Below are 24,856 nucleotides of genomic sequence, written 5' to 3' on the forward strand. Positions count from 1 at the left end.
TGTGACGGACACTCGGGGGCCTCAGCCCCAGTACGAGGGTTACGCGACCGGGCCGTTGCCCGGCGAGCGTGAGCCCGCGACGGGGCCGGCGGGGCCGTACCACCCGCCGCAGGCGTACCCGTCGCCCTCGGGCGGCACACAAGGGGGCCAGCAGCGCGGTGGGGCGCAGAGCGGCACACAGGGTGCGGGCGGCGCGCAGGCGACGCGTCTGCCGCGCACGGGGGCGCGGACCACTCCCCGTACCCGCAAGGCGCGGCTGCGGGTGGCGAAGGCCGACCCGTGGTCGGTGATGAAGGTCAGCTTCCTGCTCTCCATCGCCCTGGGCATCTGCACGGTGGTCGCGGCGGCGGTGCTGTGGATGGTCATGGACGCCATGGGCGTCTTCGAGACCGTGGGCGGCACGATCAGCGAGGCCACCGGTTCGAACGAGAGCAACGGCTTCGATCTCCAGTCGTTCCTGTCGCTGCCGCGCGTCCTCATCTTCACCTCGGTCATCGCGGTGATCGATGTGGTTCTGGCCACCGCGCTGGCGACGCTGGGCGCGTTCATCTACAACTTGTCGGCCGGCTTCGTGGGTGGCGTCGAGCTCACTCTGGCCGAGGACGAGTAGCTCGCCGGGTATGGATTTTGGGACTGGCCCCGACGTGCGCTAATCTTCAGAAGTCAGCGCAGAGCGCGGCGGGGCTATAGCTCAGTTGGTTAGAGCGCATCCCTGATAAGGATGAGGCCACAGGTTCAAATCCTGTTAGCCCCACAGCAAGAAGTAGCGGTGAAGAAGGGCGTCTCCCCAAGGGGAGGCGCCCTTCTTCGTGTCCCGGTTCCTCTCGGGTCACGGGGCGCACATCCCGGGGACGTACGGCGAGAGGAAGCTGCTCGTTTCTCTCCGGCGTGCGGGGCCGCCTGCGGCACGATGTCCGGCGGTGGCGCCGTCTCCTGGTCCGCCAGGAGGGAGACGGGCCCGGTGAGTTGCTTCCCGGCGCCGACGGCCCGTCGGTTCGGCCCGCAGGCGCCCAGTACGCCGGCTCCGGTGTGCGCGGGCATGGAGAAGGCCCCCGCCGGTGTGAACCGGACCAGGGGCCCTGGAGTGCGGGGGCGGCGGTGGGGTGCCGCGGTGGGGTCAGGGTGGCGGCAGGGGTGAGTCGCCGGCCGGGGCCGTGTGGCCGGTGCGGGCCGGGTCCGCGGAGCGCGGGACGTCCGCGGTGTCCGCGGACAGGTGCCGGGTGGCCGGTGAGGAGCCGTGCGCCTCGGCGCGGATGCGCTGCTTCATCGTGGGTGGCAGCGCCCTGTCACGCGGAAGGGTCCATCGCACCGACGGGGTGGTCGCGGTTGCCGCGGTCGCACCCGTGTGCTCGTGGTTCGTGATCGTCGGCTGCGCCGCCGCGGCGGGGGCGGTGACGAGGCCCATCGACGCGAGGATCGCGAAGAAGGCGGTGATGAAGGCGGTCCAGATGCTCTTGACCTTGAAGGCGCTCATGGCCCCTCGCTTTCAGGTGGTCCGGTTTGCTTACCTTTCTGATGATGTGGATCCGGCTCGCGATTTCGGGGACCGACGCCCCCGCTGCGCTGATGTTCAGATGAACACCACTCGTATGGTGCAACCGGTGCTGACGGGCTGTCCGTGCGCGGTCGCGGGGTCCGGGCGAGGCCCGAACGAACCCTCCGGCCCGCCGCGGTGGGGTTCCGGGCAGGTCACCGATCGGTATCGGTCGGTGTGTATAGTCGGGCGGCAGAAGTCCCCTACGTCAAGGAAAGACGAGGTCGCGCGGTGAAGAAGCTTCTCCTGGTCGCACTGGCCGCCATCGGCGGGCTCCTCGTGTACCGCCAGATCCAGGCGGATCGCGCCGAGCAGGATCTGTGGACGGAGGCGACCGACTCCGTGCCCGCAGGTTCGGGTGTGTGAGACGGCACAGTCTGTTACGGGCCCCGGTCGCTGAGCGGCCGGGGCTTCGTGCTGTCCGGGGGCCTTCGCGGGAGGCCTCCCCGACCCGGACGCGGCTCCTTCGCCTCATTCGCCTTCTCCCCCGCTCCCGCTGGTCCTTTCCCGCTGGTCCGTGCCCTCCGGGGCGGGGCCGTGCTGTTGCGTGACCGTGACGCCCGAGCCCTTGAGTTCACCTACGCAAATCACTAGCTTGCGAGAGCGAATGGTCCTGTCCGGTGGTGGCAGGATGGACCGGCATTGCGGCCGCTGCCGGAGCGGGCGCCCCGGTGGCTGCGGCCGGGGGCCTCGCGCCCGTACGCGGGCGTCGCGGAGCAGTCGATGCGGACGACGAGGGGAAGCGCGTGAAGAGGCAGCGCAACAAGGGCCGGGTGACGCTGGCGGCGGCCGCGGCGATGTGCGCGGTGGCGGCGTTGCCGGGGCAGGCGCACGCGGCCGGAACTCCGGCGTACACCTTCGATCCCGGGGCGAGGACGATCCGGGGAGCCGCGGCCAACGCCGAGGCGTCCGTGCTGGACGAGGGATCTGTGTACCGGAGCGCGATCAAGCCGGGCGAGAAGCTCTACTACCGGGTGAAGCTCGACGCGAGGTCGAACGCGTATGTCTCGGCCGTCGCGGTGCCGAAGCCGGGCGGCGCGGCTGCCTACGGGGACGGCATCACGGTCAGCATCCGGGACCTCAACGATTCCCGTTGCAGTTCCGAGGACGCGCGCTTCGGCTCGACGGAGTTCCCGCGTCCGATCGCCGCCTACGCGTACCGGACCGTGGACAAGAAGAGCAGTACGTGCCAGGAGGCAGGCACGTACGACGTCCTGATCGAGCGTGAGAGCAAGCCGACGTCGAACCAGGATCCCTGGGACCTGGAGCTCCGCTTCGCGCTGGAGCCGAAGCTGAGGAAGGGGTCGGCGATGCCGACCGAGGCGCCGGAGGCCTGGCCGTCCACGTCACCGGCGCCGCCCGCGGGCGACGACCGGAAGCGGGCGGGGGGCGCGGGCTACTACGACGCCACGGGCCTGGAGACGGGTACCTGGGTGGACTCGGTCGCGCCCGGACAGACGCGGTTCTACCGGGTGCCGGTGGACTGGGGGCAGCAGCTCTTCGCCTCCACCGCGCTCAGCAACAGCACGAGCGGCAAGGACGAGTTCATGGGCAACGCCCTCTCGTTCTCGCTGGAGAACCCGGCCCAGGGCCACGTCACCGATGCGTACCTGTCGTACTCGGGGAGGTCGGCGACGACGTCGCTGGACCCGGTGCCGCCGGTCGCCTACAACAACCGGTTCGACTACGGCTCCGAGGTCAGCGGCATGCGTTTCGCCGGCTGGTACTACCTGTCGGTGACCCTCAGCCCGAAGGTCGCGGAGGTGTACGGCGACAAGCCGATCCCGCTGACCACGACGGTCCAGGTGAAGAACAAGGCGGAGAAATCGCCGTACGACGGTGACGCCGGGATCTTCGCGGTCACCGAGAAGGACAAGGAGATGGCGAAGAGCGGGGACAGCGCCCCGCAGGCCGCCAGGAGCGAGACGATGCAGCTCGTCGCCGCGGGCGGGATCGGCACGGGCACCGTGCTGGTGCTCGGGCTCGGCGTGTGGACGCTGCTGGCCCGCCGCCGTCCGCAGCCTGCTGGCGGTCCGCCGCCGGCCGGGAGCGGACAGCGGCCGCCCTTCGGCGGTCCGCCGCCGCAGGCCGGGTAGCCCGCGGCCGACGGTCGCTCCGGACGGCCGGTTCAGGCCTGGGTCAGTGCCCAGATGCCGACCGCGAAGCAGAGCAGCGCCACCAGCAGGACCGGGACCGCCACCTTCGGGGGCGGTCCCGGTCGCGTCCGGCGTACGGGGGCGCTGTGCGCCGCGGAAGAGGCGTGCGCGGCGTGCGCGCTGGAGGCGGGGGCGGCAGGCGGGGCGGCCGTCGCGCCGGGGTGCGGGGCCTGCGGGTGCTGGGCGGTGTAGGCGCGGGTGGCCGCCGGATCGTGCGGGACGGCGGAGGTGGGGGCGTGGGAGAGGTCCGGGGCACCGGCGGCATAGGGGGGAGCCGCATGCGCCGCGTGCGCCTGGTGCGGAGCGGAGGGCGCGGGGGGCGCGGGCGTCTGCGCCGGGTGCGGCTGCGGAGCGGGCTGCGGTGCGTGCGCGGTGGCGGGCTGCTGAGGAGGCGGCGCCAGGTGGAAGCTGCCCGTCTCCGACATCGACACGGGCTGCTGGGGGTTCGGCTGCTGTGTGTACGGGCCCTGCGGGTACGGCTGCTGTACTGACGGCTGCTGTACTGACGGCTGCTGTGCGGAGGCCTGCTGTGCGGCCTGGGAGGCCTGTTGCGGCAGCTGACCGGCGTGGGGGCCCGGCGGTGCCTGTCCGGGCGCCTGGAGGCCCGTTACGGGGCCGTCGGGGCCAAATCCGGAGGGCAGTGGTCCGATCTGGTCGAAAACCTCCACCGGTTCGTCGCCCGGACCCGGTTCGGGCAGCATCTCGACCGCCGCCGTCAGGGCCTTGCGCGCCCCGGTCGCGGTGCGGAAGCGGGACTGCGGGTCGGGCTGGAGCAGTCCGGCGAGTACCTGCCACAGCGGTTCCGGGATGCCCTGCGGGGCGCCCGGGGTGCCGTGGGTGGTGAAGTGCTCGACGAGTGCCTGGGAGTCGGGCTTCTGGCCCTGGAGCAGATACAGCGCGACGAGACCGACGGCGAACAGGTCGGCCGGGAAGTCGGGCTCCGCGCCCATCATCTGCTCGGGCGCGAAGTAACCGGGCGTGCCCACGACGTAGTTGGTCTCCGTCAGACGGGGTTCGCCCTTGCGCATCGAGATGCCGAAGTCGGAGAGCCGCAGATGCGGACGGCCCGTTCCGGTGGCCTCCATCAGGATGTTGGCCGGTTTGATGTCCCGGTGCACCACGCCTTCCGCGTGCACCGTGGACAGTCCGGACAGCAGCTGGTCGAGCAGGAGACAGACGAAGCGCGGCGGCAACGGGCCGTAGTCGCCTATGACATGGGCCAGCGAACCGCCGCTGACCAGATCCATGGTGAACAGGACCTTGTCGTCGTCGGCGGCCCAACTGGCGGGAGCCAGCACATGCGGGTGTTCGATGCGCAGCGCCTGCTCACGGACGAAGCGCAGCAGTGTGTGCGCGTCGCTCTGCTGAAGGACCTTGGCCGCCACGTAGCGGCGGCGCCGGTGGTCCCAGGCCCGCCACACCGCGCCGACCCCACCACGTCCGATCGGATCGATCAGCTCGTACCGACCAGCGAAGACCTCACCCATTGCGCTGCGCCCGCTCCCCGTTCCGGTTCCTGTTTCGGCGTATCTGATCCGGCTTCCCGCTCCGGTGTTTCCCGATCCGGCGTTCCCGCCGCGCTCCGTGCGCCGGACGCCCCGGGGCCGCCGCCGGTTCCAGGGCCCTCCGTCCGGAGCGAGGCCCTGGTTCCGGTTCCGTTTCCGCTAGCTCTGGTGTCCCTCGTAGTGGGCGACCGCGTCGGCGGTGCGCCCGGCTCCGTACACCCTGAGGAACTCTGCCAGTTCCGGGTGGGTCGGGGCGAGGGAGTCCGCGGCATCGATGATGTCGCCGGCCGCGGCCACCGACCTCAGCAGCGACTGGATCTCGCGCACCACGCGGCGGACGGTGGGGGCTCCGCCCGTGGTCGTGGTCTGCCCGGTGTTGGTCAGGACCGAGCCGCCCTGGGACTTCTTGATCTCTTCCATCCGGTCGGTGGCCTCGCCCGCGCTGACGCTGCCGTCCGCGACCTGGCTGGCCAGCTCCTGAAGGGCCTGGACGCGCTGTACGACCGCGGGGTTGCCGATCTTGGCCCGCTGGCCGCTCATCAGCTGGGACAGCATGGGCGCCGACAGCCCGAGCACCGCGGCGAGCCGGGCCTGATTCAGGCCGAGATCATCGATCAGCCGGCGGAAGAGCGCGCCGAGCGGCTCTCCGTACCAACTGCGCTGAAGCTCTCTGGCTCTTGCCGTTGCCTCTTGCTGCGCTGCGTCCATGGCGTCTCCCCTTCGCTGCGGCTTCGCTGCTGCGAACCTCGTCGTGCATCTTACGGAGAGTGGTCGCCCACCGGGAGTCCCAATCCTTTTGCAAGATTCGGGGGGACACCCGGTACTCTGGTCTGCGACGGCAGCCGTGACGCGGACGTGTTCGGCGTTGTTTGCGTGTGCTGTTTTCCGGGGCCTTAGCTCAGTTGGTAGAGCGCTGCCTTTGCAAGGCAGATGTCAGGAGTTCGAATCTCCTAGGCTCCACATCACGAAAGTCCCTCCGGCCTGCGGAAGCGCGGTCCGGGGGGACTTTTCTTGTCTGCTGCGCGGCCTTGTCCGGCCGGTCCGGGACCGCCGGTTTCCGTACCGCGGCGCGGTGGCTTCGATGCCGGGGGACGCCGGTGAACGGGGCGGCCGGTGCGCTCCACGCACCGTGACGGGGGGCTCCGCCGCTCACTCTTTAGGTTTAACGGGAGCACTGCCTCCGGTCGCCAACAGGGCTTCCACTGAAGCTGGTTGAGGGGCGACGGAGGTGGCCGGAGTTGGTGTGGCGGAAGCCGGACGGCGGGGAAGAGTCATCCTCAGGAAGCGAGGAAGGTGACCTGGTGCCTCATGTGCGGGCAGCCGCCGGCGCTGAGCATCGGTCGGGATGGGGATGGTGAGAAATGGCAGAAGGCAGCGGGGCCCCATTGCCGGACGACGGGACCGGCGCTCCGGCAGGGGGCGCGGACGCGGGCAACCCGGGGAGTACGACGGGCGCGGGGAGCGCAGGGGGGCCGGCGGGCACGGGGAGCGCGGGAGGCGCAGGTGGCTCCGGGCATTCAGGGAGCGCGGGCGCCGGCGCTCCTGAGCCGGGCGGGGACACCGGAGGTGCGGGCGGGGCCGGCGACGGTGCGGCCGTCGGCCGTGCGGGGGCCTGGATACGGCGCCACGGTCCCTCGACGCTCGTCGGGTCGGTTCTGGTCGCCGTCGTGGGCGCGGCGGCGACGGTGGGCCTGACCGCGCTGCTCGGGGACGGCAGCGGCGGTGGGGACGCGGGCGGTGCGCCGGGTGCGCCCACGACGTCGGTGCAGGCCACGGCGGCGGCCGACCCCAAGTCCCCGCCCAGTTGTTCGGGCGAGGGGTGTACGGGGCTCGACCCCAAGACCACCGGATGCGGTGACAGCGGGAAGACGGTGGCGTCCCAGTTCGCGGGCACCATGCAACTGGAGATCCGCTACAGCCAGGGCTGCCGGACGGTGTGGGGAAAGCTGACCGGGGCGGAGGTCGGCGACACCGTCGAGATCCAGACATCGCCCACGCGCCGCCAGACCGCCAAGGTGCGGACCGGCCACACCCAGTACACGCTGATGCTTGCCGCTCCGAAGGAGTTCACCGCGCAGGCGACCGCTGTCGCGGTCAACGGGACTGTCGTACGGGAGGTCCCGAAGGGGTACATCCTGAGGGCCGGGGCCGACAGCACGGATCTGCCCGCCGAGGAAGCGGCGAAGGACACGGAGGCCGGGGCGGGGACGGGCCGGGCTTCCTGACCCGGTGCCCCTGCCACCGCCTCCGGGGGCGGGGGCAGGGGCACCGGAAGGCGGGGGCCGGTTCAGTGCCGGTCGTCGAGGCCGTTGTTCTCCCCGTCGCCCGACTCGGCGTCGGCCTGCTTGGCCTGGACCTCCGGGTCGAGCACCGTACGGCCGCTGCCGTCGACCGAGGTCAGCGGGGCGCGCTCGTCGGGCACCTCGGTGGGAGCGGGGGGCTCGACCAGCCAGTCCGGGTTGGCCTGCTTGTCCCACCACCGCCAGGCGGCGTACGCGCCGCCCGCCACGACGCCGAGCACGGCGAGGCCCTTGGCCAGCCGGCCGGCCCTGGCCCGCCGCTCGTGCTTCCTGACCAGCTTCTGGATCTCCTTCGCCGTGACCTGTCCGCGCAGGGCGGCCAGTGCCGCCGCGCTGCGGGCGGTGGCCTCCTCGGCCATGGGCTGGGCCACGGCCACCACGTGCTCCACGCGGGGCACGGTGTAGTCGGCGGCGCTCCGGGCGGCCCGCCGGGTCCGGAGCGCGGCGCGGTGCGCGGCCTTGTCGACCTTGGGCGGCACATGGGTCAGGGCCTGCTCGATGTGCGGTGCGAGATGGGACGCGTACTGGGCACGGGCCTGGTGGGCCGCCTTCGTCACCTTGGGCGCGAGCCGTGCGCGCGCCTCGATGGCATAGTGCGCGGCCTGTTCCCTGGCCGTGTCGGCATAAGGCGCCACCACTTCCGCGGCGTGCTGCGCGCTGTCCTTCGCCGAGTAGGTTGCGGCGCGCACGCGGTCAATGCGGGTCACGGGATCCTCCTCCTTGGTGGCGGGTAGGTACTCCGCCTTTCCACCCAATTCGAAATCATGCCTGTCAGGGTCCTGAGCGGCATGCGGGGCAGGCATCCGGGTCATGAACGCTTTCTTCGGGGCAATGCGGTGCAAGCGGAGCGTGTCGACGACAATGCCACGGATCGGCGGCGGGCGCGTGGCTTCGTCGGGCACTCGGCCGCAGTTGTCCCGGCAGGGATCGCCGGACCCGGCGCGGACCCGGAGCGGGACGGCGCGGGACGGCGCGGGCCCGTACCCCGGCGGACCCGGAGCGGGGGGCGGCCGGACTCGCGCGGGCGCCGCTCCCGGGCGCTGACGGCACGCCGCCGGGGGTGGTCCGTGCGAGGATCGGTGCACGCCAGTGAAGACTTACGGAAGGCAGATCGTGGCCGAGCAGCTTTACGCCACCTTGAAGACCAGCCAGGGCGACATCGAAATCCGGCTTCTGCCGAACCATGCGCCCAAGACGGTCAGGAACTTCGTCGAGCTCGCCAAGGGTGAGCGCGAGTGGACCCACCCCGCGACCGGGAAGAAGTCCACGGACAAGCTGTACGACGGCACCGTCTTCCACCGGGTGATCAGCGGCTTCATGATTCAGGGCGGCGACCCGCTGGGGAACGGCACCGGCGGTCCGGGCTACGAGTTCGCCGACGAGTTCCACCCGGAGCTGGCCTTCACCAAGCCGTACCTGCTGGCGATGGCCAACGCGGGCCCGGGGACGAACGGCTCGCAGTTCTTCCTCACCGTGTCGCCCACCGCGTGGCTGACCGGCAAGCACACCATCTTCGGTGAGGTCTCCAACGAGGCGGGCAAGAAGGTCGTGGACGCCATCGCGGGCACCCGGACCAACCCGCGCACCGACCGCCCGGTGGAGGACGTCGTGATCGAGTCGGTCGTCGTCGAGAGCCGCTGACGGTCCGCGCGGGCCGCTGAGACCGTACGCCGGAGTCGGCCGGCGGTCCACGAGGGCCGCTGACGGTCCACGACGGCCGCTGCTGGTCCGCCCGGAGGGAACCAACCGCCCTGCTCGTCCGTACTGTTACATAGCGGACGTGCAGGGCGGCGGCGTGTGCGCCACCGCCACGACGAGGACCGAGAGGCAGGCCAGGACCGATGGACCAGCAGCCGCCGGCAGACCAGGTGCCGTCCGGGGACGGCGGCGGTACGCCGACCTGCTACCGCCACCCGGACCGGGAGACCGGTATCCGCTGCTCGCGCTGCGAGCGCCCGATCTGCCCCGAGTGCATGATCAGTGCTTCCGTCGGCTTCCAGTGCCCGGACTGCGTACGGCAGGGCTCCGGCACCGGACACCACCCCGCCGCCAGTAGGCCGCGCACGCTCGCGGGCGGCAGGGTCGCGGCCGACCCGCGGCTGATCACCAAGATCCTGCTCGGCATCAACCTCGCGGTGTTCCTCGCGGTCTGGGTCACCGGCCGTGACCAGTCCTGGCTGTCCGACGATCTGATGCTGCTGGGCCGGGCCTGGGACCCCACCGAAGGTGTCGCCGAGGGCCAGTGGTACCGGCTGGTGACGTCGATGTTCCTGCATCAGGAAGTGATGCACATCGCGTTCAACATGCTGGGGCTGTGGTGGCTCGGCGGTCCGTTGGAGGCCGCGCTCGGCCGCGCCCGCTACCTCTCCCTCTATCTGCTGTCCGGGCTCGCCGGAAGCGCCCTGACGTACTGGATCGCCGCGCCGAACCAGGGCTCGCTCGGAGCTTCCGGTGCGGTCTTCGGGCTGCTCGGTGCCACCGCCGTCATGATGCGCCGGATGAACTACGACATGCGGCCGGTCCTCGTGCTGCTCGCGCTGAACCTGCTCTTCACCTTCACCTGGGGCGGTATCGCCTGGGAGGCGCATGTCGGCGGTCTGATCGCGGGCACGGTGATCGCGATCGGCATGGTGCACGCCCCGCGCGAGCGCCGTACAGCCGTGCAGTACGGGACCTGTGCGCTGGTGCTGGTGGCGGTCCTCGGGATCGTCCTCGCCAGGACCGCCTCGCTCACCTGACCGGTTTTCCGGCCCCCGTCCGCAAAGTTGTCCACAGTGTGCACGGGATCTTGTGCACGGCAAGAGGAACATGTGTTCCCGTTGTCGCTGTGCAGGGTCTTTCCTGCAGAAACAAGGGGTGCAGCCTCCCTCGAAGAGGGAGGCTGCAGTCACATCGGCGTCAACTTCGGTGGAAGTTATCCACAGATCGTCTGACCTTTTCCCCCACCTGTGGATAACTCTGTGGGTAACTTCAGGGCAGGGCTTGCGCTACTTCCACTGAGTGGATACGCCGAAGCCGCCGGCGATGAAGCCGAAGCCCACGACGATGTTCCAGTTGCCCAGGGCGTCGATCGGGAGCTCCCCGTCGGTCACGTAGAAGATCACGATCCAGACCAGCCCGATCAGGAAGAGGGCCAGCATCACCGGCGCCACCCAACTGCGGTTGGTCAGCTTTATGTTGGTTGCCTGCTTCGCCGACGGCGGCGTGAAGTCGGCCTTCTTGCGGATACGTGACTTCGGCACGAGGAACTCTCCTGTCGATGCGCTGCGTGACCGCGCAGGGATCTGTGGCTGGCGCCGGGGCGAGGCGCGAGGGGGAATGCTGCCTCCCCCGGGCGTCCGTTAGCGTAGTGCTTCCATGGCGCCTGAGGAGATAAGGGTACGTTGAGCAATTCTGCCGACTCTCCCGACGGCCCGGTCGGGCGCACCTCCAAGTGGCCCGTCCGGGGGCTCACCGCTGCCGTCTTCGCCCTGGCCGGACTGATCTTCGTCACCAGTGCCAACACGGCCAAGGGCACCAACATCCGCAGCGACTCCTCCCTGCTCAAGCTCTCCGACCTGATCAAGGAGCGCAGCGAGAACAACGCCGGGCTCAACGAGTCGACGGCGGCGCTGCGCGCGGACATCGACGCTCTCGCCCAGCGCGACGACGGCAGCACCAGGGCCGAGGACGCCAGGCTCAAGGCCCTGGAGAAGGCGGCCGGCACCACGAAGATCACCGGCGGAGCCGTCAGCGTGACGCTGAACGACGCGCCGCCCGATGCCACCGCCAACCCCGGCTACCCCGATCCCCAGCCCAATGACCTGGTCATCCACCAGCAGGACCTCCAGGCCGTCGTCAACGCGCTGTGGCAGGGCGGGGCCCGCGGCATCCAGGTCATGGACCAGCGGCTGATCTCCACCAGCGCCGTCCGCTGCGTGGGCAACACCCTGATCCTCCAGGGCCGCGTCTACTCCCCGCCGTACAAGGTCACCGCCGTCGGCGACCCGGACAGGCTCCGGCAGGCGCTCGACGACTCCACGGCGATCCAGAACTACCAGCTGTATGTGAAGGCGTACGGACTCGGCTGGAAAGTCGAGGAGAACGGGGCGGTGACTCTTCCCGGTTACTCGGGCACAGTGGATCTCCACTACGCGCAGCCTGTGGAGTAAGCCCCGGGGAGGCCGGCCGGTGACGGTACGAGTGATCGTCAGGACCTTCAGCGAGCTCTGTATCACCGTCGGCACCCTGATCGTCCTCTTTGTGGCCTACGTGCTGTTCTGGACCGGAGTGAAAGCCGCCGACGCGGCCGAGGGCCAGATCGACACCCTCCAGAGCCGCTGGGCTCAGGGGCCCGTGACCGGCCCCGCACCCGTGCCCGGCCCCGACGCTTCGGCCGGCCCCGACGCCTCGGCCGCTCCCGCCGCGCCCGCCCCGGAGACGTACCGCGGCGGGAAGCCCTTCGCGATGATGTACATCCCCCGCTTCGGCTCGGCCTGGGAGTGGCCCGTCCTGGAGAACACGGAGGTCAGGACGTTGCAGAAGGGGCTCGGGCACTACAGCGGGACCGCCCGCCTGGGCGCCACCGGCAATTTCGCGGTGGCCGGGCACCGCCGGACGTACGGGGACCCGTTCAAGGACTTCCCGGAACTGCGCACCGGTGACGCCGTGCTGCTGACGGACGGGACGACCTGGTTCACGTACCGCATCGCTTCCCGGCCCTACCGGACCGTGCCCGGCGACACCGCCGTCATCGACCCCGTCCCGCGGAAATCGGGTTTCGACGGGCCGGGGCGCTATCTGACGCTGACCACCTGCGAGCCCGAGTGGGGCAGCAGCCACCGGCTGATCGCCTGGGCGCATCTGGACGCCACCCAGCCGGTGACGGACGGCAGACCACCGGCTTTCCACAGCTGACCCACGCTCCGGCCCCGGCCCTTTAGTCTGGTGGCGTAACGAACGGAGGGGTCAGCATGTACGGATGGATCTGGCGGCATCTGCCGGGCAACGCGTGGGTGCGGGGTGTCATCTCGCTCGTGCTGGTCCTCGCGGTCGTCTACGCGCTTTTCCAGTACGTCTTCCCGTGGGCGGAGCCACTGCTTCCGTTCGGTGACGTGACGGTCGACGGCGAAGGCACCAGTGGAGCGGGGACCGGTCGGTGAGCGCACGCATCCTTGTCGTGGACAACTACGACAGCTTTGTCTTCAACCTCGTCCAGTACCTCTACCAGCTCGGTGCGGAGTGCGAGGTGCTGCGCAACGACGAGGTGACGACGGCACACGCCCAGGACGGCTTCGACGGCGTCCTGCTCTCGCCGGGCCCCGGCACCCCCGAGCACGCGGGTGTGTGTGTCGAGATGGTGCGGCACTGCGCGGACACCGGGGTTCCGGTCTTCGGCGTCTGCCTCGGGATGCAGTCGATGGCGGTCGCGTACGGCGGTGTCGTGGACCGCGCTCCGGAGCTGCTGCACGGCAAGACCTCCCCCGTGACCCACGAGGGCAAGGGAGTGTTCGCGGGGCTGCCGTCGCCGTTCACCGCGACGCGCTACCACTCGCTCGCCGCCGAACCGGGCACGCTGCCACCCGAGCTGGAGGTCACCGCCCGCACGGCGGACGGCATCATCATGGGGCTGCGTCATCGAGAACTGGCGGTGGAGGGCGTGCAGTTCCACCCCGAGTCGGTGCTCACCGAGCACGGTCACCTGATGCTCGCCAACTGGCTGGAGCAGTGCGGTGACGCGGGAGCCGTCGCGAGGTCGGAAGGGCTCGCGCCGGTGGTGGGCAAGGCCGCCGCGTGACTCCCCTCCGCCCCGAACCCGATGCCGGGCGGGAGGACCCGTACGCGCAGGGAGCGCACGGGACCGACGGCGCGTTCGAGGCGGCGGTGGAACAGCTCGCGGACCCGCTGAACGACCCGCTGCCGGGTCAGCACGCCTCGCCGTGGTTCCGGGCGGACAACATCCCGGCGGAGCAGTCCCGGCAGGAACAGCCGGCCCCGCGGGAACAACTGGACCCGCAGGAACAACTGGACCAGCGGGAACAACTGGACCAGCGGGAACAACTGGACCCGCAGGTGCGGCAGGGGCCCGCGCCACAGCGGACGTCCCAGGGGCAGCAAGGGCCTCAGAGGCCTCAGGACACCCCGGCCGAGTGGTACGACCCAGAGGGCTACCAACGGGACTGGTACGGGCAGCAGGAGCCGCCCTCCCCTGTGCCTGCCGCCACGCCCGCTCCCGCCCCCGGGCCCGTTCACTCCCGCGCAGCCGCCCCCGGGCCCGTTCCCGCCCCCGCTCCCGGCCCTGTGGCCGCGCCCGCGCCGCGTCTTCCCCCGGCGGACGACGAGACCGTCGGGCTGCGGACCGCCGACACCCGTCGCCCGCGCGAAGCCGGCGGGGACGGGGACGGGCGGGAGACGGTGCCGGATCCGGACGCCGGGCCGGCCCCCGGATCCACGCCCCTGCCGTCCGAACCCCGGACCGGAGGACGTGCCGAGCGCCGCAAGGCCGCGAAGGGCCGTGGCAGGCGCCGCCCGGTACCGCGGCCCGGACCGGAGGCGGAGCCGGGCGGCGCGGCCGTACCGGCGGTTCCCCTGACGCGGCTGGAGGCGCGGCGCGCGGCGCGTGCGGCCAAGGACAGCCCCGCGGTCGTCGCCAGCCGGGTCGTGGGCGAGATGTTCATCTCGCTGGGTGTGCTGATGCTGCTGTTCGTCACGTATCAGCTGTGGTGGACCAACATCCGTGCCGACCAGATAGCCGGCAAGGAGACGCACAAGATCCAGGACGACTGGGCGAACGGGGCACGCAAGCCCGGGGTGTTCGAACCGGGCCAGGGCTTCGCGATCATGCACATCCCGAAGCTCGACGTGGTCGCGCCGATCGCCGAGGGCATCAACAAGGAGAAGGTCCTCGACCGCGGCATGATCGGCCACTACGGCGAGGGCAAGCTGAAGACCGCGATGCCTTCCGACAAGCAGGGAAATTTCTCGGTGGCGGGCCACCGCAACACACACGGGGAACCTTTCCGGTACATCAACAAGCTGCAGCCCGGTGACCCGATCGTGGTCGAGACGCAGGAGGCGTACTACACGTACGAGATGGCCAGCGTCCTTCCCCAGACCTCGCCGTCCAATGTCTCGGTGATCGGCCCGGTGCCGCCCGGTTCGGGCTTCACGAAGCCGGGCCGGTACCTCACCCTCACCACGTGTACGCCGGAATTCACGAGTACGTACCGTTTGATCGTCTGGGGCAAGATGGTCGACGAGCGGCCGCGCAGCAAGGGAAAGCCCGACGCTCTGGTGGGCTGATCATCATCACGACAGGGACGGGTGCGGTGGCAGCGAGGACCGAGCACGAAGAGCGGACGGACGAGACCGCGCCCCCGGTACGGCGCAGGGGCCGCCATCCCGTCGCGACGGCCATCAGTGTCTTCGGTGAACTGCTGATCACCGCGGGGCTGGTGCTCGGCCTCTTCGTCATCTACTCGCTGTGGTGGACGAACGTGCTCGCCGACCGTGAGGCCGACAAACAGGGCAACACCGTCCGCGACCGCTGGGCGGACGGTCCGGGCGCCCTGGACACCAAGGACGGCATCGGCTTCCTGCACGTACCCGCCATGAAGAACGGCGAGGTGCTGGTCAAGAAGGGCACCGACACCAAGACCCTGAACAGCGGCATCGCCGGCTACTACACGGATCCGGTGAAGTCGGCCCTGCCCTGGGACGAGCAGGGCAACTTCACGCTGGCGGCGCACCGGGACGGGCACGGTGCCAAGTTCCACAACATCGACAAGGTGCGGTCGGGCGACGCGGTCGTCTTCGAGACCAAGGACACCTGGTACGTCTACAAGGTCTACAAGGAGCTCCCGGAGACCTCGAAGTACAACGTCGACGTGATCCAGCCGGTGCCGAAGGAGTCGGGTGTGAAGAAGCCCGGCCGCTACATCACGCTGACGACCTGCACACCGGTCTACACGTCGAAGTACCGCTACATCGTGTGGGGCGAGCTGGTACGTACGGAGAAGGTCGACAAGGACCGTACGAAGCCGGCGGAGCTGCGCTGAGACGGGGCCGTCGCGCCGGAACGGCGCGACGGCCCCGCCCGCAGGTGCGCCACGGTGTTCTTCCGTGTTCGGCATGGATCTGAAGGCTGTCCCGTCATCCCTGACGGGGCAGCCTTTGGTCATAAATCAGGAAAACGCGTCACAGAAAGGCGTTTTCCCGGTGGTGCAAATCAAATGTAACGTGCATATAGGGCTGTCAAATTACGCAAGATCGGCTTTTCTCGCACGTAGTGGAGTGCTTTGTTAAGTGCTTGCCGGGTGCTGTGCGGTTCAGTAGAGTTCGCGCGGAACTTGTGGCACTTTCAAGGAGAAGTAGTGAAAAGAATATTCGCCAGAATTGCCATGGTGGCAGCCATGCTCGCCGGTGGTCTCTTTTTCTCGCCCGCAGCGCATGCGGCCGGTTACGGATGCGGCGGCTCCGAGATCGACTCGTACGCCGTGAAGACGTCCGGTGGAACGGTCTATGGCTACATCCACCTCTACTACGACTCGTCCACCGGCAAGAACTGTGCCGTGAACGTGGCGACGGCGGCCGGCGGTGCCGGAACCGCCACGGTCAAGAACGTGTACATGGCGCGCTGTGTCGCGGGGAGCACGGCAGGCAAGGGATGCTCCGTCGACCTCACTCTCTACGACCCCCCGTTCGGGTCCTCGACCAAGTTCACCTCTTATGCCGGACCGGTCTCGTTCAACGCCGCGGGGCGCTGCATTCTGATCGGCGGGGCGATTGCTTCGCCTGCGGGGAATGTGGGAAGTTACAGCAGCCTGGCCACTCACTGCGGTTAGGCTCTCTTTGTATTACACGCATTGATTTCCGGCCCGAAGTCGCACATATTCCGATGCGGCTTCGGGCCTTTGTGTGCGGTCCCTGGAATTTTCGGTTTGCGCATTCCCGTGCGTCCCTCGTCAACGACGGGAGCCCCGGTCCCCGCCGGTAAGGGCGTGGACCGGGGCTCCCGGGCTGAACGGGTGAAGCGGGTGAAGCGGCTGGAACGGATGAAGCGGCTATCGGCCGGACGGGCCGCCGAAGATGTTGCCGACCCCGTCCTGTGCGGTGAAGAGCGTGACCTTGCTGTTCTTGTCCACCGGACTGTTGGGACCGGGGTTGCTCGTGACCACCTTGGCGTTGGGGTTGCCGGGCGAGCCCGGTCCCAGTTCGACCACCAGTCCCATGGCCTCCAGCTGGGCCTTCACTTCCTGGAAGGTCTTGCCCGCGATGTCGCCGGGAATGGTGACCTGTTCGGGGACGGCCGGGCCCTTGGAGACCTTCAGGACGATCTGGACGTCCTTCGCCGCCTTGCTGTCCCGGGCCGGGGTCTGCTCGGTGACCTGGCCCGCCGGCTCGTTGGAGTCGACGTCGGTGCGCGAGATGTTGGTGAAGCCGAGGTTCCTGAGCTGGGACTCCGCGTCCGCGAAGGACCTGCCGACCACGCCGGGCACGTTCTGCGTCGCCTTCTTGGCGACCGTGATCGTGATCTCGGCTTCCTTGTCCGCCTTCGAGCCGCCATCGGGGTCCTGGTCGATGACGGTGTTCTCCGGCTTGTTGGACTCGACCGTCTTGACCACGACCGTGAAGCCCTTGTCCTCCAGCGCCTGGCGGGCGCCGGTCTCCGACTTCTCCAGGACGTCGGGGACCTCGACCTTGGGCGCTCCGGTGGAGACGACGACCGTGACGGTCGCCTCCTCATCCATCTTGCCGCTGTCCGGGTTCTGGCTGCAGATCAGACCCTTCTCCTGGGTCTCGCAGGGCTCCTTGGAGCCGATCTTGAGGACGACGCCGGACCTGTCCGCGAGTGTCTGTGCCTCATCGACCGTGGAGCCGACCATGTTCGGCACGCTCACCTGGCCGTCGTCGGCGGTGGGGCCGAAGACGGCGCGGCCGATCAGGATCGCGCCGACGAGCACCAGAACGCCCGCGACGATCAGCAGGATCGTCGAGGTGTTGCTCTTCTTCTGGCGGCGGCGGTCCGGGCGGTCGTCGTATCCGTAGCCGTCGTCCGCGCTGACCGGCGGCAGCATGGACGTCTGGCCGCTGTTCGGGTCGGCCTGGCGCAGCGCCGTGGTGGGCTGGTCGTTGCCGTAGGCGTCGTAACCGCCGTAGCCCGCCGCGCCCATCGCCGCCGTGGCCGCGACCGGCTGTCCGTCGAGGCAGGCCTCGATGTCGGCGCGCATCTCGTCGGCGGACTGGTAGCGGTAGTCGGGGTCCTTGGTCAGGGCCTTCAGCACGATCGCGTCCATCTCGGGCGTGATCTCGGGGTCGAAGTTGCTCGGCGGCTGAGGCTCTTCGCGTACGTGCTGGTAGGCGACGGCGACGGGTGAGTCCCCGACGAACGGCGGCCGTACCGCGAGGAGTTCGTAGAGCAGGCAGCCGGTGGAGTACAGGTCGGAGCGCGCGTCGACCTGCTCGCCCTTGGCCTGCTCGGGGGAGAGGTACTGGGCGGTGCCGATGACCGCGGCGGTCTGCGTCATCGTCATGCCGGAGTCACCCATGGCGCGGGCGATGCCGAAGTCCATGACCTTGACCTGCCCGGTGCGCGTCAGCATGACGTTCGCCGGTTTGATGTCGCGGTGGACGATCTGGGCGCGGTGCGAGTACTCCAGCGCCTGGAGGATGCCGACCGTCATTTCGAGCGTGCGCTCGGGCAGCAGCCTGCGCCCGGAGTGCAGCAGCTCCCTGAGCGTCGACCCGTCGACGTACTCCATCACGATGTACGGGATGGAGACCCCGTCGACGTAGTCCTCGCCGGTGTCGTAGACAGCGACGATCGCGGGGTGGTTGAGCGAGGCGGCCGACTGGGCCTCACGGCGGAACCGGGCCTGGAAGGACGGGTCGCGGGCGAGATCCGCCCGGAGCGTCTTCACAGCCACGGTGCGGCCGAGCCGGGTGTCGTGCGCGAGGTAGACCTCGGCCATGCCACCACGGCCGAGCACCGAGCCCAGCTCGTACCGGCCGCCGAGGCGACGCGGCTCTTCCATAACTGTTCCAGCCCTCTCCGTCAGTCCCGACCGCACCCGTGTGTGGTCCGGCGGTGCGCTGTCCGCGCATACGCTACCGGGCACGCCCTACGTGATCAGCCCGCACCCGTCAGCTGATATCTGACCGGTATCCCGATGTCCGGTTATGGCGGTCGCTGTGACGGGTCTCACTACTTGCTGTCGATGACCGCTTTCATGACGTCCCGCGCGATCGGGGCGGCCAGACCGCCACCGGAGATGTCGTCCCGGTTGGCCTGCCCGTCCTCGACCACGACGGCGACGGCGACCGGGGAGCCGTTGCCGGTCTTGGCGTACGAGATGAACCAGGCGTACGGCTTCTCGCTGTTGTTCAGACCGTGCTGGGCGGTACCGGTCTTGCCTCCGACAGTGACGCCGCTGATCCGGGCGTTGGTTCCCGTGCCGTTCTTGACGACGGTCTCCATCATCTGCTGGACCTTCTGGGCGTTCTCCCCCGAGAGCGGCTGGCTGAGCTGCTCCTTCTTGTGGGTGTAGATCACGTCCAGGTTGGGTGCCTGGCGCTCGGCGACCATGTACGGCTGCATGAGCTTGCCGTCGTTGGCGATGGCCGAGGCCACCATGGCCATCTGGAGCGGGGTGGTGCGGTTGGAGGCCTGGCCGATGCCCGCCATGGCGTTCTGCGGCCTGTTGTCCTTGGGGTAGATGCTCGCGTCGGCGCGGACCGGCATGAAGACTTCCTTGTTGAAGCCGAACTTGTCCGTCTGCTCGATCATCTTCTCGTTGCCGAGGTCGTCGCTCATCTTGCCGAAGACGGTGTTGCACGACCAGCGGAGCGCTTCCCGGAGCGAGGCGTTCTCACACGGGATGTTGCCCTCGTTCTTCAGGGGCATGGTCGACTGCGGGAGCGTCCAGGGCAGCGGAGAGTTCGTCTTCTCGTCGATGTCGTCGTAGAGGCCGTTCTCCAGCGCCGCGGCGGCGGTGACGACCTTGAACGTCGAACCGGGCGGATAGGTCTCGCGCAATGCCCGGTTGAGCATCGGCTTGTCCTCGTCCTTCAGGAGCTTCTGCCGGGCGTCGGAGTCCTTGAGCGAGTTGCCCGCGAAGACCGAGGGGTCGTACGAGGGGGTGCTCGCGAGAGCCAGGATGGCGCCGGTCTGCGGGTCCAGGGCGACAACGGCGCCCTTCTTCCCGCCGAGCCCCTTGAACGCGGCCTTCTGCGCGGCGCCGTTCAGGGTGGTGACGATGTTGCCGCCGGTCTTCTTGTCACCGGTGAACATCGACAGCGTCCGGTCGAAGAACAGCTGGTCGTCGTTGCCGGTGAGGATGCCGTCCTCCAGGTTCTCCAGCTGGGAGGAGTCGAACGCCTGCGAGGAGTAGCCGGTCACGGGGGCCCACAGGGGCCCGTCCTTCCAGACCCGCTTGAACTTGAAGTCGCTGTCCTTGGTCTCGACGGACCCGGTGACGGCCTTGCCGTCCACGATGATGTCGCCGCGCTCGTGGGCGTACCGCTCGATCTGGACGCGGCGGTTGTACTTGTGGCTGCTCAGCTCGTCGGCGCGGACGTACTGGAGCCAGTTGTCCCGGATCAGCAGGGCGAGGACGAGAATCCCGCAGAAGATCGCGATCCGGCGCAGCGGCTTGTTCACGGTCGGACCACCTGGGTCATTTCGGCGTCGGATGAGGGTGCGGGGGCCGGCGCGGGGCGGCGGGCGGTGTCACTGATCCGGAGCAGGATGCCGATCAGGGCCCAGTTGGCGATGACGGACGAGCCGCCGGCCGCGAGGAAGGGCATGGTCATACCGGTCAGCGGGATGAGGCCCATCACGCCGCCGGCGACGACGAACACCTGGATCGCGAAGGCACCGGAGAGCCCGATGGCCAGCAGCTTGCCGAACGGGTCACGGGCGGCCAGCGCGGTGCGCACGCCGCGTTCGACGATCAGCCCGTACAGGAGGAGGAACGCCATCATTCCGGCGAGCCCGAGCTCCTCGCCCACGGTGGCGAGGATGAAGTCCGTGTTCGCCGCGAACAGGATGAGGTCGGAGTTGCCCTGGCCGAGGCCGGTGCCGAGCGTGCCGCCGGAACCGAAGGACATCAGTACCTGGGCCATCTGCTCGCTGGCCGCGTGGGTTCCCCAGCCGCCGAACGGGTCGAGCCAGGCGGTGACACGGTCCTGCACGTGCGGTTCGAAGGACGCGACACCGACGGCGCCCGCCGCCGACATGGCCAGACCGAAGACGATCCAGCTGGTGCGCTCGGTCGCCACGTACAGCATGACGATGAACATGCCGAAGAAGAGCAGTGAGGTACCGAGGTCGGTCTCGAAGACCAGGATCAGGATGGACATCGCCCAGACCATCAGGATCGGTCCGAGGTCCCGGCCGCGCGGGAGGTACATGCCCATGAAGCGGCGGCTGGCGAGTGCCAGGGCGTCGCGCTTGACCATCAGGTACCCGGAGAAGAACACCGCGATGACGATCTTCGCGAACTCACCGGGCTGGATGGATCCGAGGCCGGGGATGGTGATCCAGATCTTCGCGCCGAACTGCGCCGGGAAGAACATCGGCAGGATCAGCAGGATCAGCGCGAGCACCATGGAGATGTAGGTGTAGCGCTGGAGGATGCGGTGGTCCTTGAGCAGGATCAGTACGCCGATGAACAGGGCGACGCCCATCGCCGAGAAGATCAGCTGCTTGGAGGCCGCGGGCGCGAAGCTGGGGAGCCTGAGCAGCCGTTCCGACTGGTCCAGGCGCCAGATGAGCGCCAGGCCGAGGCCGTTGAGCAGCGTCGCCAGCGGCAGCAGCAGCGGATCGGCGTACTTGGCGAACCGCCGCACCGCGAGGTGGGCCACGCCGCCGAGGAGGGCGAGCCCGGCCCCGTATCCGAGCATGCCGGAGGGCAGTTCGCCGTTGAGGGCGAGACCCACGTTGGCGTAGGCGAACACCGAGATGAAGACGGCGAATACGACCAGTGCCAGCTCGGTGTTGCGACGGCTCGGTGCGTCGATCGCGCCGATGGTGGTCGTGTTGGTGACAACGCTCATGGTGCTGAAGGCCCCCTACGGCTTTACTGCTTACCGCACTGCGGGACCAGCTTCTTCTCTTCCTCCGAGAGGCTGGGGCCAGGAGTGGGAGTCGCTGCGGTCGGCTTGGTCGCGGTGCTGGCGGACGTGGAGGACGTGGCGGAAGTCCTGGTGGCGGGGGCACCTGCGGTGCCGCCGGCTTCGCCCTCGCCGGTGCGGGCATCGCTGTCCGCCTCGGCCGCGCGGCGCTGCGCGTCCTTCTTGCATGCGGAGGCCTGGAGGGCGAGTTCGCCGACCTTCTTGCGGGCCTCGGTGATGCTGCCCTCGGCGATGGTCTCCTCGACCTGCTTGCGCTGGTACGGAGGGAGGTACTTGAGCTCGATCTCGGGGTGGTTCTTCTCGACCTTCGAGAGCGAGACCCAGGCGAGGTCCTGGCTGATGCCGCGGAACAGTGCGACGTTCTCGTTCTGTGTGCCGACGTAGTACTGGGTCTGGGTCCAGCGGTAGCCGCCGTACAGCCCGCCGCCGATGACGGCCAGCGCCAGGACGACGTACAGGGACCGCTTGATCCACCTGCGGCCGCCGGGCTTGACGAAGTCCTCGTCGGTGTACGAGTCGAAGGAGTCGTCCGGCATTCCGCCGTAGCCGACATCGCCGCTGCCGGGCGGGCCGAAGCCGCCGGAGGGCGGCGGGACGGGGCGGCCGAGGCCTGCCGCGCGTCCCGCGGGGGTCTGCATGGCTCCGCCGTCGTTCAGCTGGGCGGCCTGGTTCTCGGCGACCGCTCCGACGATGACCGGGGTGTCGTTGAGCTGCCCGGCCAGGGTGTCGTTGCTGTCGACGTCCAGGACGTCGGCGACGATGCAGGTGATGTTGTCGGGGCCGCCGCCGCGCAGAGCGAGCTGGATGAGCTCCTGGATGGTCTCCTGCGGGCCCTGGTAGCTGGCCAGGGTCTCTTCCATCGTCTGGTGCGAGACAACGCCGGAGAGGCCGTCGGAGCAGATCAAGTAGCGGTCGCCTGCCCGGACTTCACGGATGGAGAGATCGGGCTCGACATGGTCTCCGCTGCCCAGCGCCCGCATCAGCAGGGAGCGCTGCGGGTGGGTGGTGGCCTCTTCCTCGGTGATCCGGCCCTCGTCGACGAGCCGCTGCACCCAGGTGTGGTCCTGGGTGATCTGGGTCAGCACGCCGTCGCGCAGGAGATAGGCGCGGGAGTCGCCGACATGGACCAGGCCCAGGCGCTGCCCGGTCCAGAGCAGGGCGGTGAGCGTGGTGCCCATGCCCTCCAGCTGGGGGTCCTCCTCGACCATCACGCGCAGCTGGTCGTTGGCCCGCTGGACCGCCGTACCGAGCGAGGTGAGGATGTCGGAGCCCGGTACGTCGTCGTCGAGCTGGACGAGCGTGGAGATCACCTCGGAACTCGCGACCTCACCGGCTGCCTGGCCGCCCATGCCGTCGGCGATGGCGAGAAGGCGGGGGCCGGCGTAGCCGGAGTCCTCGTTGCCTTCCCGGATCATGCCCTTGTGCGATCCGGCGGCGAAGCGCAGGGACAGACTCATGCGCACCTCGCCCGTCGGCTCGGGGTACAGCCGGTCTCGAGCCACACTGCCCACCCTCCGGTCGGGAGCCGGGCGGCGTCCGTCGCCGGGACCGCCGCGGCTCGCTCGCTCCGCTCGCTCATTGTCGTACTACTTCCGCAGCTCGATGACGGTCTTGCCGATACGGATCGGCGCGCCCAGCGGAACAGGTGTCGGGGTGGTGAGTCGGGTCCGGTCGAGATACGTGCCGTTGGTGGACCCGAGATCCTCGACGATCCACTGGCCGTCACGGTCCGGGTAGATCCTGGCATGCCTGCTGGACGCGTAGTCGTCATCCAGCACGATCGTCGAATCGTGTGCCCGGCCCAGGGTGATGGTCTGGCCCTGGAGCGCGACCGTGGTGCCCGTGAGGGTGCCCTCGGAGACGACGAGTTTGGTGGGTGCCCCGCGGCGCTGGCGCCCGGACTGCTGGCGCTGCGGTGGCGGCGCCGTTTGTTGTTGTTGGCGTGCCTGTTGCGGGCGCGCGTCGGCGGCAGTACGGCGTGAGCCGCGCTGCGTGACGCGCGTTCCGAACAGGTCGCTGCGGATGACCTGGACGGCCACGATCACGAACAGCCACAGAACAGCCAGGAAACCTAGCCGCATGACCGTAAGGGTCAGCTCTGACATTGCCCCCGCTTCACCCTTCGGCTTGCCGGTAAACGATGGTGGTGCTGCCCACGACGATCCGCGAGCCGTCGCGGAGCGTAGCGCGGGTGGTGTGCTGCCCGTCTACCACGATGCCGTTGGTAGATCCGAGATCCTGGATCGTCGAGGGCGTTCCGGTCCGGATCTCACAGTGCCGGCGCGATACGCCGGGGTCGTCGATCCGCACGTCGGCGTCGGTGCTGCGTCCCAGCACCAGCGTCGGGCGGGAGATCTGATGGCGGGTGCCGTTGATCTCGATCCAGCGCCGTACCTGGGCGTCCGGCAAGGGGCCGGGCGCACTCGGCGGGCGCCGGTCGGTCGAGGGTCCCGAGGGCCGTCCGGAGCCGGGCGGCGGGGCCGCGGGCATCGGCGGAGCGGCGCTCGGGGGGTAGCCGTAGCCGCCGGGGCCCTGTGGGGCGGCGGACCGCCCGGGGCCGGGGCGGTGCGGCTGGGCGGGCGCGGGGCCGCCGTGCTGGCCCTGCGGCTCGTGCTGCGAGGAACTCGACGCGAGGGTGCGGCTGCGCACGCGGTAGAGCCCGGTGTCGAGGTCGTCGGCCTTCTCCAGGTGGACCTTGATCGGGCCCATGAAGGTGTAGCGCTGCTGCTTGGCGTAGTCACGCACGAGGCCGGAGAGCTCGTCGCCGAGCTGGCCGGAGTACGGGCTGAGCCGCTCGTAGTCGGGCGTGCTGAGCTCGACGATGAAGTCGTTGGGGACGACCGTCCGCTCGCGGTTCCAGATCGTCGCGTTGTTGTCGCACTCGCGCTGGAGGGCGCCCGCGATCTCGACCGGCTGCACCTCGGACTTGAAGACTTTGGCGAAGGTGCCATTGACCAGACCTTCGAGACGCTGCTCGAAACGCTTCATGACTCCCATGGGGCACCTCCTCCGGTGTCGTCGTCCCTGTACTGCTTACTGATCGTATCCACGCGTCGGGAAATCGGCTGGTTCCCCTTGTCTGCCCTGTGGATGAGTGTCACCCCTCACACGGATCGTAGAGGTGGCCTCCTGACAGTGTCCCGCACACGGGGTGCTCACTGAAGGAGTGGGTGCGACGGCTCCGCGTTCCCGCTTCCCCTCCTGGCATCGGTGAAACAACGGATGTGAATCCACCCTGTCCAGCGTGCT

General features: G+C 69.4%; 24 protein-coding genes and 2 tRNA genes. 15 read left to right on the forward strand and 11 right to left on the reverse strand.

Going from position 1 to position 24,856, the window contains the following annotated elements; all coding sequences use genetic code 11:
* Nucleotide 1: 1 nt before the first annotated feature.
* Both OHA98_RS01035 and OHA98_RS01040 read left to right on the forward strand, forming a co-directional pair.
* Nucleotides 2–610, forward strand: a complete 609-nt coding sequence (locus OHA98_RS01035) for a DUF3566 domain-containing protein (RefSeq protein ID WP_266922192.1) — start codon at nt 2–4, stop codon at nt 608–610.
* Between the two features lie 70 nt (nt 611–680).
* A tRNA-Ile gene (locus tag OHA98_RS01040) sits at nt 681–754 on the forward strand.
* Between the two features lie 363 nt (nt 755–1,117).
* Here OHA98_RS01040 and OHA98_RS01045 read toward each other — a convergent pair.
* Complete coding sequence (locus tag OHA98_RS01045) at nt 1,118–1,474, reverse strand: DUF6344 domain-containing protein (RefSeq protein ID WP_266922193.1); 357 nt, start codon at nt 1,472–1,474, stop codon at nt 1,118–1,120.
* A 291-nt stretch (nt 1,475–1,765) separates the two neighbouring features.
* Here OHA98_RS01045 and OHA98_RS01050 point away from each other — a divergent pair, with 291 nt between their 5' ends.
* Both OHA98_RS01050 and OHA98_RS01055 read left to right on the forward strand, forming a co-directional pair.
* Nucleotides 1,766–1,900, forward strand: coding sequence for a DLW-39 family protein (locus OHA98_RS01050; RefSeq protein ID WP_003958712.1), 135 nt, complete (start codon nt 1,766–1,768; stop codon nt 1,898–1,900).
* A 380-nt stretch (nt 1,901–2,280) separates the two neighbouring features.
* Nucleotides 2,281–3,630, forward strand: coding sequence for a hypothetical protein (locus tag OHA98_RS01055; protein WP_266922194.1), 1,350 nt, complete (start codon nt 2,281–2,283; stop codon nt 3,628–3,630).
* A 32-nt stretch (nt 3,631–3,662) separates the two neighbouring features.
* Here the strand turns inward: OHA98_RS01055 and OHA98_RS01060 are convergent, their stop codons facing one another.
* Both OHA98_RS01060 and OHA98_RS01065 read right to left on the reverse strand, forming a co-directional pair.
* On the reverse strand, nt 3,663–5,177 hold the full coding sequence (locus OHA98_RS01060; protein ID WP_266922195.1) for a serine/threonine-protein kinase: 1,515 nt from the start codon (nt 5,175–5,177) through the stop codon (nt 3,663–3,665).
* A gap of 177 nt (nt 5,178–5,354) precedes the next feature.
* Nucleotides 5,355–5,903, reverse strand: coding sequence for a DNA-binding protein (locus OHA98_RS01065; RefSeq protein WP_266922196.1), 549 nt, complete (start codon nt 5,901–5,903; stop codon nt 5,355–5,357).
* A gap of 179 nt (nt 5,904–6,082) precedes the next feature.
* On the opposite strand from OHA98_RS01065, the gene OHA98_RS01070 reads away from it, so the two are divergent.
* Both OHA98_RS01070 and OHA98_RS01075 read left to right on the forward strand, forming a co-directional pair.
* Nucleotides 6,083–6,155: transfer RNA gene (locus tag OHA98_RS01070), tRNA-Ala, on the forward strand.
* Between the two features lie 707 nt (nt 6,156–6,862).
* A complete protein-coding gene (locus tag OHA98_RS01075) occupies nt 6,863–7,420 on the forward strand; it encodes a DUF2690 domain-containing protein (RefSeq protein WP_266922197.1) in 558 nt (185 codons plus the stop codon).
* A 62-nt stretch (nt 7,421–7,482) separates the two neighbouring features.
* On the opposite strand, the gene OHA98_RS01080 is transcribed toward OHA98_RS01075, so the two are convergent.
* Nucleotides 7,483–8,202, reverse strand: a complete 720-nt coding sequence (locus OHA98_RS01080; protein ID WP_266922198.1) for a DUF5324 family protein — start codon at nt 8,200–8,202, stop codon at nt 7,483–7,485.
* 406 nt (nt 8,203–8,608) lie between these two features.
* Here OHA98_RS01080 and OHA98_RS01085 point away from each other — a divergent pair, with 406 nt between their 5' ends.
* Both OHA98_RS01085 and OHA98_RS01090 read left to right on the forward strand, forming a co-directional pair.
* Nucleotides 8,609–9,136 carry a peptidylprolyl isomerase gene (locus tag OHA98_RS01085; RefSeq protein WP_266922199.1) on the forward strand — a complete coding sequence of 176 codons (528 nt, stop codon included), beginning with the start codon at nt 8,609–8,611 and terminating at the stop codon, nt 9,134–9,136.
* Nucleotides 9,137–9,336: 200 nt separating this feature from the next.
* Nucleotides 9,337–10,233 carry a rhomboid family intramembrane serine protease gene (locus OHA98_RS01090; RefSeq protein WP_266922200.1) on the forward strand — a complete coding sequence of 299 codons (897 nt, stop codon included), beginning with the start codon at nt 9,337–9,339 and terminating at the stop codon, nt 10,231–10,233.
* A gap of 249 nt (nt 10,234–10,482) precedes the next feature.
* Here OHA98_RS01090 and crgA read toward each other — a convergent pair whose 3' ends face one another.
* Nucleotides 10,483–10,737 carry a cell division protein CrgA gene (gene crgA / locus OHA98_RS01095; protein WP_266922201.1) on the reverse strand — a complete coding sequence of 85 codons (255 nt, stop codon included), beginning with the start codon at nt 10,735–10,737 and terminating at the stop codon, nt 10,483–10,485.
* Nucleotides 10,738–10,878: 141 nt separating this feature from the next.
* Here crgA and OHA98_RS01100 point away from each other — a divergent pair, with 141 nt between their 5' ends.
* From OHA98_RS01100 to OHA98_RS01130, 7 genes are all read left to right on the forward strand, one after another.
* Entirely contained in the window at nt 10,879–11,646 is a 768-nt protein-coding gene (locus OHA98_RS01100) for a DUF881 domain-containing protein (protein WP_266922202.1), read from the forward strand.
* Nucleotides 11,647–11,665: 19 nt separating this feature from the next.
* Nucleotides 11,666–12,391, forward strand: a complete 726-nt coding sequence (locus tag OHA98_RS01105) for a class E sortase (protein ID WP_266922203.1) — start codon at nt 11,666–11,668, stop codon at nt 12,389–12,391.
* A gap of 56 nt (nt 12,392–12,447) precedes the next feature.
* Nucleotides 12,448–12,636 carry a hypothetical protein gene (locus tag OHA98_RS01110; protein WP_266922204.1) on the forward strand — a complete coding sequence of 63 codons (189 nt, stop codon included), beginning with the start codon at nt 12,448–12,450 and terminating at the stop codon, nt 12,634–12,636.
* Nucleotides 12,633–13,271 (forward strand): aminodeoxychorismate/anthranilate synthase component II, encoded by a 639-nt coding sequence (locus tag OHA98_RS01115; RefSeq protein ID WP_266922205.1) that lies wholly within the window; start codon nt 12,633–12,635, stop codon nt 13,269–13,271. Before OHA98_RS01110 ends, OHA98_RS01115 begins: the two co-directional genes overlap by 4 nt.
* Nucleotides 13,268–14,776 (forward strand): class E sortase, encoded by a 1,509-nt coding sequence (locus OHA98_RS01120; protein WP_266922206.1) that lies wholly within the window; start codon nt 13,268–13,270, stop codon nt 14,774–14,776. Before OHA98_RS01115 ends, OHA98_RS01120 begins: the two co-directional genes overlap by 4 nt.
* A 26-nt stretch (nt 14,777–14,802) precedes the next feature.
* Nucleotides 14,803–15,531, forward strand: coding sequence for a class E sortase (locus OHA98_RS01125; RefSeq protein ID WP_266922207.1), 729 nt, complete (start codon nt 14,803–14,805; stop codon nt 15,529–15,531).
* A gap of 315 nt (nt 15,532–15,846) precedes the next feature.
* Complete coding sequence (locus OHA98_RS01130; RefSeq protein WP_266922208.1) at nt 15,847–16,317, forward strand: hypothetical protein; 471 nt, start codon at nt 15,847–15,849, stop codon at nt 16,315–16,317.
* A gap of 219 nt (nt 16,318–16,536) precedes the next feature.
* Here OHA98_RS01130 and pknB read toward each other — a convergent pair whose 3' ends face one another.
* The 6 genes from pknB to OHA98_RS01160 form a co-directional block, all read right to left on the reverse strand.
* Complete coding sequence (pknB, locus tag OHA98_RS01135; protein WP_266922209.1) at nt 16,537–18,507, reverse strand: Stk1 family PASTA domain-containing Ser/Thr kinase; 1,971 nt, start codon at nt 18,505–18,507, stop codon at nt 16,537–16,539.
* Between the two features lie 170 nt (nt 18,508–18,677).
* A complete protein-coding gene (locus OHA98_RS01140; protein ID WP_266922210.1) occupies nt 18,678–20,132 on the reverse strand; it encodes a penicillin-binding protein 2 in 1,455 nt (484 codons plus the stop codon).
* Nucleotides 20,129–21,529, reverse strand: coding sequence for an FtsW/RodA/SpoVE family cell cycle protein (locus OHA98_RS01145; protein ID WP_266922211.1), 1,401 nt, complete (start codon nt 21,527–21,529; stop codon nt 20,129–20,131). The genes OHA98_RS01140 and OHA98_RS01145 overlap by 4 nt, the downstream gene beginning before the upstream one ends.
* Before the next feature lie 23 nt (nt 21,530–21,552).
* The gene (locus tag OHA98_RS01150) at nt 21,553–23,064 is read right to left on the reverse strand and encodes a Stp1/IreP family PP2C-type Ser/Thr phosphatase (RefSeq protein WP_266927633.1); all 1,512 of its coding nucleotides are present in this window, start codon (nt 23,062–23,064) and stop codon (nt 21,553–21,555) included.
* Nucleotides 23,065–23,193: 129 nt separating this feature from the next.
* Nucleotides 23,194–23,712 (reverse strand): FHA domain-containing protein, encoded by a 519-nt coding sequence (locus OHA98_RS01155; RefSeq protein WP_266922212.1) that lies wholly within the window; start codon nt 23,710–23,712, stop codon nt 23,194–23,196.
* 10 nt (nt 23,713–23,722) lie between these two features.
* Nucleotides 23,723–24,604, reverse strand: coding sequence for a DUF3662 and FHA domain-containing protein (locus tag OHA98_RS01160; protein ID WP_266922213.1), 882 nt, complete (start codon nt 24,602–24,604; stop codon nt 23,723–23,725).
* Nucleotides 24,605–24,856 lie beyond the last annotated feature (252 nt).

This window comes from Streptomyces sp. NBC_00654, assembly GCF_026341775.1.
In the GTDB taxonomy this organism is placed as follows: domain Bacteria; phylum Actinomycetota; class Actinomycetes; order Streptomycetales; family Streptomycetaceae; genus Streptomyces.